At 42.5% G+C, this 14620-nt stretch carries 15 protein-coding genes; 5 read left to right on the top strand and 10 right to left on the bottom strand.

Going from position 1 to position 14620, the window contains the following annotated elements:
• Nucleotides 1-15: 15 nt before the first annotated feature.
• Nucleotides 16-498 carry a Fur family transcriptional regulator gene (locus V7R88_RS12995; protein WP_003643467.1) on the top strand — a complete coding sequence of 161 codons (483 nt, stop codon included), beginning with the start codon at nucleotides 16-18 and terminating at the stop codon, nucleotides 496-498.
• Nucleotides 499-741: 243 nt separating this feature from the next.
• On the opposite strand, the gene V7R88_RS13000 is transcribed toward V7R88_RS12995, so the two are convergent.
• The 3 genes from V7R88_RS13000 to V7R88_RS13010 all read right to left on the bottom strand — a co-directional run bounded on the left by V7R88_RS13000 (nucleotide 742) and on the right by V7R88_RS13010 (nucleotide 2449).
• Nucleotides 742-1098, bottom strand: a complete 357-nt coding sequence (locus tag V7R88_RS13000; RefSeq protein ID WP_054399671.1) for a bacteriocin immunity protein — start codon at nucleotides 1096-1098, stop codon at nucleotides 742-744.
• Between the two features lie 196 nt (nucleotides 1099-1294).
• Complete coding sequence (locus tag V7R88_RS13005) at nucleotides 1295-1522, bottom strand: PLDc N-terminal domain-containing protein (RefSeq protein WP_003643468.1); 228 nt, start codon at nucleotides 1520-1522, stop codon at nucleotides 1295-1297.
• A 54-nt stretch (nucleotides 1523-1576) separates the two neighbouring features.
• On the bottom strand, nucleotides 1577-2449 hold the full coding sequence (locus V7R88_RS13010) for a metallophosphoesterase family protein (protein WP_057717444.1): 873 nt from the start codon (nucleotides 2447-2449) through the stop codon (nucleotides 1577-1579).
• Nucleotides 2450-2881: 432 nt separating this feature from the next.
• On the opposite strand from V7R88_RS13010, the gene V7R88_RS13015 reads away from it, so the two are divergent.
• Nucleotides 2882-3424: a GNAT family N-acetyltransferase gene (locus V7R88_RS13015; protein WP_003642476.1), complete on the top strand. Its 543-nt coding sequence runs from the start codon at nucleotides 2882-2884 to the stop codon at nucleotides 3422-3424.
• Nucleotides 3425-3835: 411 nt separating this feature from the next.
• On the opposite strand, the gene V7R88_RS13020 is transcribed toward V7R88_RS13015, so the two are convergent.
• The 4 genes from V7R88_RS13020 to V7R88_RS13035 form a co-directional block, all read right to left on the bottom strand.
• Nucleotides 3836-4255 carry a CidA/LrgA family protein gene (locus V7R88_RS13020; RefSeq protein ID WP_015381005.1) on the bottom strand — a complete coding sequence of 140 codons (420 nt, stop codon included), beginning with the start codon at nucleotides 4253-4255 and terminating at the stop codon, nucleotides 3836-3838.
• A 19-nt stretch (nucleotides 4256-4274) separates the two neighbouring features.
• On the bottom strand, nucleotides 4275-5003 hold the full coding sequence (locus V7R88_RS13025) for an LrgB family protein (RefSeq protein ID WP_057717056.1): 729 nt from the start codon (nucleotides 5001-5003) through the stop codon (nucleotides 4275-4277).
• Nucleotides 5004-5177: 174 nt separating this feature from the next.
• A complete protein-coding gene (locus V7R88_RS13030) occupies nucleotides 5178-6017 on the bottom strand; it encodes a DegV family protein (RefSeq protein WP_054399680.1) in 840 nt (279 codons plus the stop codon).
• Nucleotides 6018-6541: 524 nt separating this feature from the next.
• Complete coding sequence (locus V7R88_RS13035) at nucleotides 6542-6709, bottom strand: hypothetical protein (protein WP_003642481.1); 168 nt, start codon at nucleotides 6707-6709, stop codon at nucleotides 6542-6544.
• A gap of 227 nt (nucleotides 6710-6936) precedes the next feature.
• On the opposite strand from V7R88_RS13035, the gene V7R88_RS13040 reads away from it, so the two are divergent.
• The 3 genes from V7R88_RS13040 to V7R88_RS13050 all read left to right on the top strand — a co-directional run bounded on the left by V7R88_RS13040 (nucleotide 6937) and on the right by V7R88_RS13050 (nucleotide 10546).
• Entirely contained in the window at nucleotides 6937-7575 is a 639-nt protein-coding gene (locus V7R88_RS13040; RefSeq protein WP_231957285.1) for a zinc metallopeptidase, read from the top strand.
• A gap of 612 nt (nucleotides 7576-8187) precedes the next feature.
• Complete coding sequence (locus tag V7R88_RS13045) at nucleotides 8188-9684, top strand: phytoene desaturase family protein (protein ID WP_057717054.1); 1497 nt, start codon at nucleotides 8188-8190, stop codon at nucleotides 9682-9684.
• Nucleotides 9665-10546 (top strand): phytoene/squalene synthase family protein, encoded by an 882-nt coding sequence (locus V7R88_RS13050; protein ID WP_057717053.1) that lies wholly within the window; start codon nucleotides 9665-9667, stop codon nucleotides 10544-10546. Before V7R88_RS13045 ends, V7R88_RS13050 begins: the two co-directional genes overlap by 20 nt.
• An 847-nt stretch (nucleotides 10547-11393) precedes the next feature.
• On the opposite strand, the gene V7R88_RS13055 is transcribed toward V7R88_RS13050, so the two are convergent.
• The 3 genes from V7R88_RS13055 to V7R88_RS13065 are packed head-to-tail and all read right to left on the bottom strand — an operon-like array spanning nucleotide 11394 to nucleotide 14619.
• On the bottom strand, nucleotides 11394-12911 hold the full coding sequence (locus tag V7R88_RS13055) for a sialate O-acetylesterase (RefSeq protein WP_160246101.1): 1518 nt from the start codon (nucleotides 12909-12911) through the stop codon (nucleotides 11394-11396).
• Nucleotides 12883-13227, bottom strand: coding sequence for a PTS lactose/cellobiose transporter subunit IIA (locus V7R88_RS13060; protein ID WP_054399689.1), 345 nt, complete (start codon nucleotides 13225-13227; stop codon nucleotides 12883-12885). Before V7R88_RS13060 ends, V7R88_RS13055 begins: the two co-directional genes overlap by 29 nt.
• A 12-nt stretch (nucleotides 13228-13239) precedes the next feature.
• Entirely contained in the window at nucleotides 13240-14619 is a 1380-nt protein-coding gene (locus tag V7R88_RS13065; RefSeq protein WP_057717052.1) for a PTS sugar transporter subunit IIC, read from the bottom strand.
• Nucleotide 14620 lies beyond the last annotated feature (1 nt).

The following is a 14620-nucleotide window of genomic DNA, read 5'->3' on the forward strand; positions in this document are numbered from 1 at the left end:
AGGAGGTACCGCGTCGTGGCAGAAGATATGTTGACCCAAGCCTTGCAGCAATTAAAGGACCATAAGATCCGTGTAACGCCGCAACGGCAAATTATCCTTAATTATTTGATTACTCACCATAACCATCCATCCGTTGAAACCATTTATCAGGAACTGGCAACTCAATTACCTAACCTGAGCTTGGCAACGGTCTACAACACGTTGAAGCTTTTTGTCGACCTCGGCATCGTGATTGAATTACAAAACGGCGATGCTGGCACTCACTATGACTTTTTCGGTCGTCCGCATTATCACGTCGTTTGTGAGAATTGTGGTAAGATCACTGACGTTTTCGAACCCGACCTTCGCAGCGTCGAAGCCAAGGCGGCGGAACTCTCTGGGTACTTGGTTACGGGTCACAATATGGAAGTCTATGGATTATGCCCAGACTGTCAGAAACTACTCAATGTAACTAAAACAGCTGATTTAAAGCGCTTGAAATTGACGCACAGTGAATAGCACCAGTTCAATGGCAACCGGCTATTTAGCGCGCTGGTTATCCTAAAACAAAAGGAACACTTTCAGTTTTCCTGTATTAGTCCCTGTCAACCTTAAGTGGACGATCACAGCCTGAAGTGTTCCTTTTAATTTATACGATATGCTGATTTTACTGACGCTTTAATCAGCATCACAATCGGAGGACGCTTACGGAATGCCAATCAGCAATTACACGACCGGTAGCCCTCACCCCCCTGGCCGGTATTAATGTTGTGGGACTTCTTCCAGCATGCCATAGAACTGTGACTTGTCAGAGAAATCTGCCATATAGGCCCCGTTCAATCCAGCCTTTTGCCCGATTGTTCCTAAATCGATCATTAGCTTTTCTTCTTCATCTGGAAAGTGTAACCGTCCCTTAATGGCTACGCTCCGAATATAGTTTACTAGGCGATTGACTAAGGCTTCTGGGTTCTTAACCGTAGTGATTTTTTTATCGACCTGCATTAATACATCAATAATATCCAATAAGTCCCCCGACTGATCAGACCACCCACTTAATCGGACGATTAGTCCCTTAATAGCCGCTTGAGCTTGTTGCCGTAATTCTGATTCTCGCCGCATTAATAAAGTCCCCCTCTATATGATTCGGATTACCATAATAATTTCAAATTATAGGTATCTTTATATACACTTTTTATTATACACGCTTTATGATTGCATTTAAAAAAACATTCATAAACGTTCAAAAAACGCCCATCAACGTAAAAAAGTCCGAGCTTTCACCCGAACTTAACCCCACTTTAATTTACTAATTACCCTAACGTTCCTGTCCAAACGCAAAATAGAGCCATGGTCCAAATGGTTGTACAAAGGCCAATAACAACCAGCCAAGTCGATGTCCTCGGCGAAATGACTTCGCCGTCAAGACATCCGCAACCACAATTGTGGTTGCGGTAATCTCCATGGCGGCAACGGGTAACAACCGTTGCTTTAATTTACGTTTGATCCGTGGTGGCATTTGATTGTGATGACGAAATAGTCCCATATTGACGCCTCCCTTAATTATTACCAACATTATACCTTGTTAATCAAGAAAGCGCTATCTTGATTCATACCCTTGTGGGGCTCGGCCGACAAACTTAGTGTCTGGGATCGTCAATTCATCAATAACCGCTTTCCCATGCAGTAACTGGCGCGTTGTCACACCGACCTGTCCTCGATCGATTGTAATGATTTGGTAACTACTGCCCTCATGAACATAATGATGATGTGGATCATGGCAATCGATCGCATAGGCCGCAGAACCGGCCACCACATTCAGAATATTATCTCCAATCAAATAACTTGAAACAAAGTGAACGTGACCAGAGAATACGCCACCGAGATTATGGCCCCGGAGTACCGACAACAGCGCTGGCGTATTTTGTAAAATCGCATAGTGCATATTCGTCATCGTCGGCCCATCGAGGGGGTGATGCAAAAATAGAAAAGCCCGCTTTGTCGGTGCCTGTCGTAGATGTTTTCCCAACCATTGTAGCTGTTGTGGTGCCAACCAGCCTGCTTCATAACCGCTAACCTTTGAATCCAAAAAATAAAAGTCGTTGTTGCCAATCCGCATGCGACTCGCGTAGTATGGTCCCGGGTCAGCCGGCAAATACCCTTCGTAAAACGCCGCTCGCCGATCATGGTTTCCAAGGATAACTCGAACATGACAATCAAATTCAGCTTCCATCGTATGGACGATTGCGTGCAGCCGCTGATAATCGTCAGCGCTACCGTCATGAATCAAGTCCCCGGTAAAAACAATCAAATCTGGCATGGTTGGTAATCGCCGAATATCATCAATAATATTGGCAAGTTTGCCCCAGGGATCGTACTGCTGACCATGTGCCGGTACTTGGCCGCGGGGGGTTAAATGTAGATCAGAAATCTGAATAACTTGTAAAGGACGCAATTCGATTCTCCCTCTCATACTTTAATCACCAGATGGTTACCTCTAATATAGCGAGCTAACGTAAAGTTTTACCAATCTTCATATAAAGTAACTGTAAAGTTTGTGCTAACCTCTCTTTACGCACCGTTAAAAAGTGCCCCCGCAGCAACATCTTCCCCCGATAGTTCAACCATTATCCGTATCGCCCTCATTATACTGAGACCACATTATCGGCAGCGCGTGCCCAATGATTTTACTGTGAGTCTTCAGTATATCCGCATCCTATTCCGCCGTCCCCCAGAGCTAGTTGTTCTTGACCTCAGCGCTTGGCACATGCCACCCGTGTTTCATACTGGGTTAGCTAGTCTAACGCGTAATCTCATAATTTCTGGTTGACAAGCCCACCTTTTGCCGCCACCATGAAGATAAGCTTTAATAACATCACACGAATGAGGGATTATTTTGAAAAATATGTTTGTCGGGCCCCATGTGGCCCTTGCTGTTCCCCAGCCAGAAGATTTTGATGAGATCAGTGACTGGTACACTGACGCTGATTTTGTTCGTAAAATGGATACGGCGGCTGCCCGACCACTAACCGGTGAAGAACTCGAACGAACTTACCGTAACCTTGATCGGAATACCGAATACTACTTTCACGTTCATAGTTTAGAAGACGACCACTTATTAGGATTTGTCACCCTATTCAATATCGAATGGCATAACCAGGTTGCCCAATTAGCCATCGCAATCGGTGATCCAGACGAACGGGGCCATGGTTATGGTACCGAGACACTCAGCTTGATTTTGAACTACGCTTTTAACGAATTGAATCTTTACAAAGTCTGTTTGGACGTCATCGCAACAAACCCCGCCGCTATCGCCGTTTACCAGAATAGTGGCTTTGAATTTGAAGGTACCAATAAGCGTGCTATCAAGCGTGACGGACAACGAATCGACCTCTATCACATGGGTTTATTTGCGGCTGATTTCCAACCACGGGTTACTTTAAACTAATTAATCAGCTCAATTAGTTGCAGCCAATAACTTTTGCAATTATAATAGTCGCAGATTGATAGAAAGTGACCAACTGACTGTCAATCCTTAATATTCTTTAGTTTTTTCGATTATTAGCGCGTTGCTGCCATAATGCAGCTAATAATCACTTTCATTCATAGACTCCCCCAAGTCTGATGAATGGGGTTCATCAAAGCCCCCACTTTGATGTTTCCTACTCCTTGACCACTACATCCGCTGATGTGGTGGCTTTTTTATTGCCGTCTAAAAAAGCCGTCATGGGTCTGCAATCCCCACAACGGCCTGCTATTATTTTGTAATAGCCAAAACAAGCGGTTCAACAACTGCCTGTTTCGATTAGATCCAACTGGTACCCAATCTACTCACGAGTAAATTATGTGCCACCAAGATTTAATCTTCTTCCAACTCAACATTGCTGTTCGTTCGACGAGCAATGAGCCATTCCTTGACTTGAATTAAAACCCACGCGATTCCCGCTGTAAAAAGCAACAACATTAGTGTTGAAACAATAATGACGATCACAATCTGAACGCCTTCTGCCTTTAACACGTCTAACTTAGTTACTAACGCGATCCCTGATGGAATAAAAATCAAGCTGATAAACTGGACGAAAAAGTTGCTAACACCCGCTACCTGTTCAAGTTTGACCACTTTAAACGTTAACAGCAAGTATAGTAGAATCATCCCAATCAACGGTGTCGGCATTGGGAATGCGGGCCAAATCTTATTAACTAAATTAGCAATTAAACTACTAGCCAATAAAATCAAACCATAAATCACAATTTGTGTAATAAACGCGCCTTTTTTCATCGAATCCCTCCCGGACCATCTAACCTAAACCAATCAACCGCGCAAATCCTGGAACCATAAAATTAACAAGAATACCGGCAATCACAAAGGCAATCGCACCAGTTGCGCCCGCAGCCTCGCTCACTTCAATCGCTTTAGTGGCACCAACCGCATTACCGGCAATTCCGAATCCTAACCCGGCACCGAGCGGATTCTTGTGCAATTTGAACCAGCGAATAAAATGGTCGCCTAACGCGTAAATCAAAACTGAATTCAGAATGACTGCGAACGCCGCAATGGCTTGATCGCCACCCACCGACTCAGCCACCGGTAAAGCAATTGCTGTCGTTGCTGCTTGTACTAACATGGCACCTAACGCTGCATCCGTCAGACCAAGCAACCGTGAAATCCCATAGATACCAAATAATGACAGACCTAACCCAATCGCTAACGCAATCACAATGACATCCCAATGTTTCTTAAAGATATCATTACGCTTATATAGTGGCACCGCAAACGAGACGGTGGCGGGCGCCACAAACCAGAATAACCAGTCGCCGCCGACCTGGTACGCTTCATAAACTTTTTGCACGGGTGCCTTTAGAATCGACGCAATCAATACCAATAAACCAATCCCGAGCAGCATTCCAAAAAATAACGGTTGGAATAACACAAAGCGATTTGTTTTGTGATATAAATACTCGCCAATCCCATACACCAAGATCGACAGTCCGATCCCGAAAAACGGATTATTGAGAAGATAGCTCACATAAGTTCCTACTTTCTTTTAGTGAAAAGAGTGACAAAAAAGGTGCCCCATCCGGGTCTAGTCATCATTAAATGGTGGTTAGGCTCAGAACAGTGCACCAACACGGTTCTCATTTATCATTAATTAATTATAACACATCAAAGTAATTTTTAATAGTAGGTTAGTTCGTCAAATTTAATCAACTGTATAAAACATCAACGCGTAAGCGCCAACACCGGTGTGCGTCGCAATAATTGGACTAGTACGCGCAACCAGTGGCGTGACTTGTGGAACGACTTGTTGGAGAAGCTTTTCTGGCGCTTCCGCAACGCTCGGTTCGCCGACGTAAGAAATTCCAGCCGCTTCGACTCGAGTTGCATCCGCTAATTGGTCTAGGATTTGAGCCTGCGCTTTGATTAGTGCCTTTTTCCCGCGCCCCCGCGTATAAAGTTTTAATTTTCCGGCTTCTAATTCAAAGACAAATTTTAATTTAATCAAATTCGTGACCACGCCAGCCAACTTAGGGACGCGCCCACCTTTGACCAAATTGTCGAGCGTATCCACGAACAAGTAGGTCTTAGTATGCTGCCGAATGACGGTTATCTTCGCCAAAATTGTGGCCATATCCGCACCCGCGTGAGCCATCCGTGCTGCTGTCAGCACTTGAAAGGCCATCCCACGGTCAGCCGCCTGGGTATCAATAACTGTCACATCGCCACTAGCAAGCTTGGCTGCTTGGCGAGCAGCATTGACCGTCCCACTCAATGTCTCCGTCAAATGCAGTGATAATACTTGGCTACCATCCGCTGTCAATTCATCGTAGCAACTGACGAAATCACCAATTGGTGGCTGGCTAGTCGTTGGCAAGACTGGGCTGACTGCCATCTGTTGGTCAAATTCCGCGGTACTAACTGCCGTATCTGCAATCAAGTCGCCACCGAACCCCACGAGTAACGGAACCACTTTAATATTATACTGTGCAATCTCGGCTGCCGTTAATTGGACCGAGGAATCAGTGACGATTTTAATTGTCATATTTGGAAAACACCTTTCACTTAATTTGTGCTTTATTATAGCATCTCCCAAACCGAGAATCGCCACAATCGCCGGTATAACAGCGTTTTTTCACCTATATCAATTTCTGACGGTCGTCATTTCGTTATAAACTTTGTAAAAATCGTCATATTTCGTCGTGCCATGACTTAACTTTTTCGTCTGAAAATCATGCTTTTAAACTTTTCGCGTCACACTTTCTTCACGCGTCGCCGCTATACTATGTTTATAGTCATTAAGGAAATCCCAATCCTTAACGACCCCCTAACTTTAATGATTACTTCCCCAAGTAATGATGTGTGTGTACTTAATTACATTTTACCGATTTACTTCCCTTTTCCTCCGTATTTCCCCGATACGGAGGTTTTTTATTGCCTTCAAGCAGCTGTAGCCCCCGCGTGAACACCGTATTAACCATAATCATTGCCAATCCAATTTCCACTAAAAAAACGCGCCAAGGCGAGAAACAAACTTCTCAACCTTACCGCGTATCGTGGTCCTAATACTTATTTCATCTTATCGAGATCTTCTGGTGCAATAAAAAAACTGACCTGTCCCGTTTCTAAATCAACGTGCGCCTTCACTTCAACACCTTTAGGAAAAATCCAGCCTTTCCCAGTATCTAACTTTAACGGCATTTCCCCATACGTTTTGGTTCGATACGTCTTTTCCATCAGAAAACTCCTTCGCTCTTTGCCAATTACGATTAACTGGGCTAATTATATAATCTGACGTCGTTTCTCGATAGTAAAGACACTTTCCAATGGCTTTCTTCAGTAGGAATGTCACGCCAAATCTGATAGAATCGGATTAACATTAAACCACTTAGGAGGGTTCGACCTTGTTCTATTCGTTTTTTGATCCGACTTACCTATTAGTCATCATTGGACTGATCATCTCAATGGCCGCATCGGGTTACGTTAATCGGACATTTCGGCATTATGATGCCTATCGTAGTCAATCTGGTACAACCGGCACCGATGCCGCTCGCTTTATTTTAAGCCAATCTGGCATCAATGATGTTGGTGTCCAAAAGATCAGCGGGGATCTGACCGACAATTACAACGGTCAAACTAAGATTCTCAGCCTGTCAGAAGCCACAGCAGATTCAACCTCCGTGGCCGCCATCGGAGTTGCGGCTCACGAATGTGGACACGCCGTTCAAGATCACGTTAACTATTGGCCAATGCGCTTGCGGACCGCCCTCGTGCCCATCACGAACATCGGCTCAAGCTTGTCATTACCACTAATCATTATCGGCGTTTTATTAAGTTACAACCAAACACTGATTCACATTGGGATTTTGCTCTTCTCAGTGGCGTTATTGTTCCAACTTGTCACGCTTCCAGTTGAATTCAACGCCTCAAGACGCGCCCTCCAGATCTTATCTGATGGCCAAGTCTTGACGCGCGACGAAGTTCCCATGGTACGCAAAGTGCTGGTCGCAGCGGCGTTGACCTATGTTGCGGCAGCCTTGTCCACATTCTTACAATTACTACGGCTAATTATTCTATTCGGTGGTAATCGTGACGATAACTAATCACATAGCGTACCGGTAGTCAGTGGTCAACTACTACAGATCACGATCAACTTAATATCACCGCAACCTTATTTGACGAGCCCGAATTGCAGGCAAAAATAGTCATTTCAAAAGATACACACTTTTGAAATGACTATTTTCTTTTGCCCGGGCACTTAACTATGCCTGCGCCGATGCGTATCGCCACGGCTTTCTTAAGAACATTGACGATTCTTCACACTTCTTAATAAAGCCTTTCCCTTTTTTTCACGACATTCGCCATGTTCAGTCACAAATTCTTCACACAACCTCGGTATGATTACATCATAGCAATTGAGGTTAACTCAATCAGCTATAACACAACCTAAAATTTTTCATTTACTCCTCCAAAGTAATGAAATTCATAGTAACATGTGATTCCCCGTCACATGTTTACCCTACTCCTTTTTCCACCGTATTCCCCGATACGGTGGTTTTTTTGTCATTTTTTACCTGTACAAGACGCACCCGCTGGCCACTTCGACGCATCGTAGTAATCATATTTGTTGTGCTTTTAGCACCCGTCCCCCAGAATATAACTAATGATTATCCATAATTATTAGTTATCTATCTGTTAAAAAGGGGGCGTCACGGATGAAGCAAGTATCGATTGTTGGAGCTGGTATTGGCGGTTTAACCGCCGCGGTGCGCCTTCAAAAATTAGGTTATAATGTCACGATTTATGAGCAAAACGCGCAACCGGGTGGCAAAATGAACCAGATCATTAGCCAAGGGTTCACATTCGACGTGGGGCCGACGATTGTCATGATGAAAGACGTCTACGAAGAAGTCTTTCGCTTTTGCGGAGTCGATCCGCGTAACTATTTGCCATTCGAAGAAGTTCAACCTTTGATGCACCTTGTCTTTGGTGACAAAACCAGTCTAGACTTGTCACGCGATCTCCCAACATTAATTGCCGAGATTGACCGCATTGCGCCTGATGACGTCAATGGTATGTTAAATTTTTTAGCGGATATTTATCACCGGTATACCATCGCGAAACCTAATTTTTTAGAACGATCATTCCGTGACTGGCGTGACTTTTATAACCTACCCGCTCTGTATGCCGGACTACAGCTACGCACCTTCAACAATGCCTATAAGAATATTGCAAAATTTATCAAGAATGAAAATCTACGTAATTCATTAGCCTTTCAGACACTGTATATTGGCATTTCTCCCTACCAGGGCCCGTCGCTATACAACATTATTCCAATGATTGAGCTCTTCTATGGGGTCTATTTTTTAAAGGGTGGTATGTACACGGTTGTCAATAGTCTCGTTAAGTTATTCAAAGAACAAGGTGGGACGTTAAAGCTTGCCACACCAGTTCAAGAAATTATCATCAAAGATAAAGTTGCTGTCGGCATTCGTGTCAATAATCATCCGATCCACAGTGACTATGTCCTATGTAATGCTGATTTTCCAACCGCCATGACGACACTGATTCCAAATGAGCAAAATCGTGGTCAGTACACAGATCAAAAAATTGCCAAAATGGCTTATTCATGCTCATGTCTCGTCTTGTATTTAGGACTAGACAAAAAATACCCAACCGAAGCATTACACACGATCCACTTTGCACAAGATTTCAGCCAAAACGTCGCCGATCTATTTGACAACGGCAAGTTACCAGAAGATCCCTCGTATTATGTCTATGTTCCATCAAAGATGGATCCAGATTTAGCTCCCGAAAACAGCGAGGCACTCTATGTCTTAGTGCCCGTTCCTGAGCTCTCAAAGTTTAATGACTGGTCACCAACAACACTGAAGAACTATCGTCAACTAATCATTAACAAACTAAGACAAACGGCTACCTTCAGCGATATTGAACAGCATATCGTCGTCGAAAAGCAGTTTACACCGGTTGACTTCAAAGAACAGTTTGGCGCCTATAACGGAGCTACTTTCGGCTTACGACCGACGTTAAAGCAAAGTAATTATTATCGTCCCCATAACAAGTTCGACTATGCCGACCATCTTTATTTTTGTGGTAGTAGTACCCACCCTGGGGCCGGTGTTCCCATTGTTATGCAAAGTGCTAAGTTAGCCGTTAAGGAGTTGATTAAAGATGACCAAACTAATGCCTAAATTCGAACAACATCGCACTGACTTTGATTACTGTCAAACAATTACTAAAAGGTCCTCTAGCGCATTCTACACCGCCTTCTCGCAATTACCACTAGAACGCGCTTGGAGTATTTACGCCGTTTATGCTTTTTGTCGAACAGCCGACGACCTCGTTGATGTTGACCACGATATTGATGGTCTAATGGCATTGCACCAATCATTGACCGCCTTTGCCAATGGTCATGTCCCAGACCACCCCATGTGGCGCGCACTGGCCGTCGTCTTTGAGACTTATGAGATGAATCTGGACGTCTTTTTCGATATGCTTACTGGTCAAGAACAAGACGCGACTTTTAAACAACCGCAAACTCAGCAAGCACTTGAAGACTATTGCTATTACGTCGCCGGATCGGTTGGTCTGATGATTTTGCCAATGCTAACAGCTAACCCGCAATCAATTGTCAAACCAGCCGTGGAACTAGGCATCGCCATGCAACTCACCAATATTTTAAGAGATGTTGGTGAAGACTACCAACGTGGCCGCATCTACCTGCCATCAAAACTATTGGCACACTATCAACTCAAGCCGACTGACTTGCATGGCCCCCTCCCATCCGCCAACTTTATTCGGCTGTGGGAACATGAAGCACAGATTGCCATGAACAAGTACGAGGCTGCATTAACCATGATGCCACAAATTGATCCCGTCGCCCGGCCGTCGCTATTAGCCGCCACCTTGTTTTATCGTGAATTATTGCCAATCGCCCGTGAACAACACTATCCAATTCTAAGTCAGCGCGTCTTTTTGACAGCTGAACGTAAAACACAGGTCCTTAATCAAGTTAGCGCCAAAATGCATGAGCTAGCCCTTAAGGAGGCTTAATGCGACTTGAATCGGTATCCTACTTGGCACGACGAAATCTGTCCATACCGGAATATTGACCACCTGAAAACCTAATATTTTCCTGAATTCTCACTTACACTACGAATACCAAATGTTTCGGCATACTTAATACTCTGGCACAATCTGCAATGGGAACCTCTACCTACGACTTCACATGCTAACAGGATTGGATAACCGTGCTGAATAATTAAAGTAGTAATTAAAGAGTACTTCATCAACATTGTCGAAGGTTTGGCAGATTTTCTTAAAATCTAGCACTTTTAACCATCGACAATATTTAAATCCGGGCTTAATTCAGAAATCAAAAAGCCTAACAAGACTACACTCCATATGCTCTGATGTGTAGTCTTCGTTAGACTAATCATATATTTAATTAGGATTGATTCCCGTATCTGTTAAAATATTTCGATATAACTCAACGGTATCTTTATTCGCTAAGGCGCTTTCAAAGTCATCGATCAATCTGGACTATTGAATTGGCAATCGGAGTGCATGAATAACGGCTTGCTTCAGTAATTTTAAATCAGTATGCTAGCCAAAATAGAAATTGGATACTACATCTGACCTACATCATTATGGAACATATCTGGCTGAGTCCTATACCAGTGTCAAATATATTTTCATGTCTTTTTCTGAAGTTTCCTTTACTTTGTGGTCCTGAGCTTGCTGCGCCTCAACAAAATCTTTTTCAAAATTAATCATATATCCATCATTCCTCTAAACAATAATTGACCGCTGCACTAATTAAATCTGCTTATGATTTAAACTGACAGTTCTTTAACTCTGGCCGCATACTTGCAATAGAGACGTTACTTCATTACAATGCTCAATTCCGAAAATTAATTCTAAGGCCATAATTTTGTATCTCCCGTTCTATTTTGAAAGCAGCAAGTGGTAAGCACAGTTCATTAAATATAGTTGGTCTAGGAAAATTTTCATACTGATATTTAACTACACAATAATCACCATTAATTACAAGCTTCGTTTTTTCAAATGATGGTACAATGCTTACCCATTCTCCATCGTTAGTCTTCCCTTGAAATACCGGAGTACCTTTGAACTTCAATTGGCGTGATCCCTTGATATCAATTTCCAACCGATCTCGTGTCCACTGAGATACAGACGGCAAGGGTGATTGAGCTTTTTCATCCATTAAGAATCTACCAATACGTTTGCCAATTGGGGCCTTGTCCGTCGGATGAATATTATGTTTCTCACCTGTATCAATTATCGAGATTAAACGAACATTTTGTAACGTATTCGCAACTTGTAATTGCGCCTGCCGAATCATTGCCCACGCATCTCGGGGCTCGTCTGCATAACCCGGTAATTGAATTAGATTGACTAACAACGTATCGTCACCTAATTGAATACGCCATGTATTTAACAAAAGCTGTAATAATTCTGCATATAATTCCGCATGGTCAGAATCATTTTCTCCTTGATACCAAATCATTTGATCAAAAGTAAACGGTGAAACAACTGGCATCATCGTATGAAATAATCCCCCCGGTCTCAAATAACTTGTTGGTTCCATTGGCGGTGGCCATGGTGTATGACCAACGTGATCCTTTGCGTCAGACAACGACACCTCTGGATTTTCAGCTATAAATTTGGCTAATGTACGATTGTGTATTTCAACTTTCTTTTGATATTGAATCTGTTCCTGATTAAAATCAGCATTTGTTTTACCGCCAATTGCGTCATTAAATGGCTTTAGATATGCTTTAGATAGTTGAGAACTCTTCCTGAGGGATTCGCGTGGAATCCAAACTGAAGCTGATGTTCCGCCCTTATAACAGTCCACAATCCCGATAATCATATTTGGATTATTTTGTTGCATTTCCACAGCCGCATAAAATGCAATAGCTGACATATCTCCACAGTTATCTGCAGAGATTTTTTCCCATTTACCTCGACCAGCATTTTCCGGTTTAACGTGACCATCTGCTGAAACATATTCAACTTGTGGAGTCTCAAAATAATAGGCCTTTAATCTAGGAAAATTATTAAGTATCTGCTGATAGTTCAAAGTATCTTTCAAACGAAACTCAATATTGGACTGTCCAGAGAACAAATAGGTTTGTCCAAAATGCACAGTCCGGGTGCATTCCGTATCGTTACTTAATACTCTTAATAAATCATCTCCCTGTACATTAACTGCATGGAATTCAAGTGTGAATGATCCTTGTGAATTAGAGTAGGTCGCAACACATTGGTCTTTCAAAATACCGATAACTTTAACATTTGCCTCAGTAGAGCCACTAATTCGGAAAGATTTATCAAACGGCACAACCATATCATTTGTAAAAATACTACTCAGTTTTAGTCTGCCTATCATCATCCATCTTCTCCACTCGTTCATTCAGATCTACAAATTTTTCGGCAACCGTTAGCATAATGTCAGCTGCCATAAAGTGATCTTGGGAATGAATTAATAAAATTGATTTTTCAACTTGTTCTCCGTTCATTTCTGCAGTCATCCACGAAGTTTGTAAATTATGTGCTTCATGCAATGACCTTTTAGCAGCTTTTAATTGTTCATGTGCATCTCCGATTTGTCCTTTTTCCGCTTGACTCATTGCGGCAATCGACTGTGATCGAGAATCACCAGCAAAAGCAATCAATTGCATTGCTTTTTGTAACTGTTCTTCGTCCAAAATAGTTCACTCCTATTCCGCATCAAGCATCGCGCCATTGTCAGCGTTAATTTTATTATCCATCTTTACAAATGGAATGTAGATTGCCGTCGTCACAATCAAAATAACGGCTTGTACAATTACACCGTTGATATTTCCGGTATACAGAAGTCCTGAGAGCAACGTAGGTACCGTCCATGGAACATTATTTGCAATTGGTGCAATAAATCCAATCTTAGTAAAGAAATACCCAATATAGAATGCGACCGGCGTTGCACATACAAATGGAACAATGTAGAGCGGATTCATAATTATTGGTAATCCAAAAGTGATTGGTTCCGAGATGTTAAATAATGCTGGCATAATCGCAATTTTCCCGATTTTTTTGGCAGCGATTCGGTTAGAGAAGAATAGAATAGCCAAAACCGGGGCTAGTGAAAATGAACCTGATGCCGTAACTGTAAAGTTCATGAATAATGTTGAAAAGATGTGATGCGCTTGTCCTAACATGTTTTGCGTATCATTAATGTTCCAAGTTAAGCCAAAGATTGGTCCCCAAATTGACGTCGGATGAATGCCAAACCATTGAAGTAATGGCCAAGTAAACATGGCAACAAACGCAAATAATCCGGTCTTTGCAACGGCCATTGCCGGCTGTTGCAAAACAGTAAGTAATAATTCTGGTAACGTTTCAGTCGTTAAGCTAGTACTGATACCTGTAACAATGATAAAGAAAGCCATCGTAATCAAACCAGGTACTAATGATTCGAATGAACGGGCAACTGCAGGTGGAACTGATTCAGGCATCTTAATCGTAATATTACGTTGCATAAAGTAATTGTAGATAAAGACGGCAACTGCACTAATAAGTAGCGCTGCGAAGACACCCTGGGTACCGAAATAAGTAGTATCAACATAATTTAAAATATCAATTGGTTTTTTTGCACCTGTTGGCGTGTAGCTGAAATGCCAAGGCAAACAGATGAAGAAAGCACCAACGGCATATAAAACTGAAGTTAAATGCTCCTTACTTTTCGGAAAGTACTTACGTGAAAATTCATATGAGAAAATAATAACCAATAACAAAGCAAAAATGCTTAACGAACCTTCAGATACCAAACCAATCAAATTTGAAACATTCGTTAGGCCCTGCGCTAAACCAGACGCTTCCCATGCCTTCTCTGATCCTGCAATCAATTGACCAATATGGAGTCCCTGTTGACCAAAAATCAACCCGTTCGTAGGATCCAAAATAACATTTTGAATCAGTAGAGCAAACCCTGCAATCATCGTTGTTGATGCAACTAAAACGAATGAATCACGCAGTGTTAGTAGTAATTTATTTGCAGCAATTTTTCCAGCTATTCGTGTAAAATTTTGCTGAAAGTTTGACCAGGGATTTTTCTTGCTCATA

Source organism: Lactiplantibacillus argentoratensis (assembly GCF_037290055.1).
Taxonomy (GTDB): Bacteria; Bacillota; Bacilli; order Lactobacillales; family Lactobacillaceae; genus Lactiplantibacillus; species Lactiplantibacillus plantarum.

What these genes read in the sequence shown, in the direction of transcription:
- V7R88_RS13000 (WP_054399671.1), bottom strand. Translation starts at nt 1,098, where the DNA reads ATGCGGCGAGAATCAGAATTACGGCAACAAGCTCAAGCGGCTATTAAG.
- V7R88_RS13005 (WP_003643468.1), bottom strand. Translation starts at nt 1,522, where the DNA reads ATGGGACTATTTCGTCATCACAATCAAATGCCACCACGGATCAAACGT.
- V7R88_RS13010 (WP_057717444.1), bottom strand. Translation starts at nt 2,449, where the DNA reads ATGAGAGGGAGAATCGAATTGCGTCCTTTACAAGTTATTCAGATTTCT.
- V7R88_RS13015 (WP_003642476.1), top strand. Translation starts at nt 2,882, where the DNA reads ATGTTTGTCGGGCCCCATGTGGCCCTTGCTGTTCCCCAGCCAGAAGAT.
- V7R88_RS13020 (WP_015381005.1), bottom strand. Translation starts at nt 4,255, where the DNA reads ATGAAAAAAGGCGCGTTTATTACACAAATTGTGATTTATGGTTTGATT.
- V7R88_RS13030 (WP_054399680.1), bottom strand. Translation starts at nt 6,017, where the DNA reads ATGACAATTAAAATCGTCACTGATTCCTCGGTCCAATTAACGGCAGCC.
- V7R88_RS13035 (WP_003642481.1), bottom strand. Translation starts at nt 6,709, where the DNA reads ATGGAAAAGACGTATCGAACCAAAACGTATGGGGAAATGCCGTTAAAG.
- V7R88_RS13040 (WP_231957285.1), top strand. Translation starts at nt 6,937, where the DNA reads ATGGCCGCATCGGGTTACGTTAATCGGACATTTCGGCATTATGATGCC.
- V7R88_RS13045 (WP_057717054.1), top strand. Translation starts at nt 8,188, where the DNA reads ATGAAGCAAGTATCGATTGTTGGAGCTGGTATTGGCGGTTTAACCGCC.
- V7R88_RS13050 (WP_057717053.1), top strand. Translation starts at nt 9,665, where the DNA reads ATGACCAAACTAATGCCTAAATTCGAACAACATCGCACTGACTTTGAT.
- V7R88_RS13055 (WP_160246101.1), bottom strand. Translation starts at nt 12,911, where the DNA reads ATGATGATAGGCAGACTAAAACTGAGTAGTATTTTTACAAATGATATG.
- V7R88_RS13065 (WP_057717052.1), bottom strand. Translation starts at nt 14,619, where the DNA reads ATGAGCAAGAAAAATCCCTGGTCAAACTTTCAGCAAAATTTTACACGA.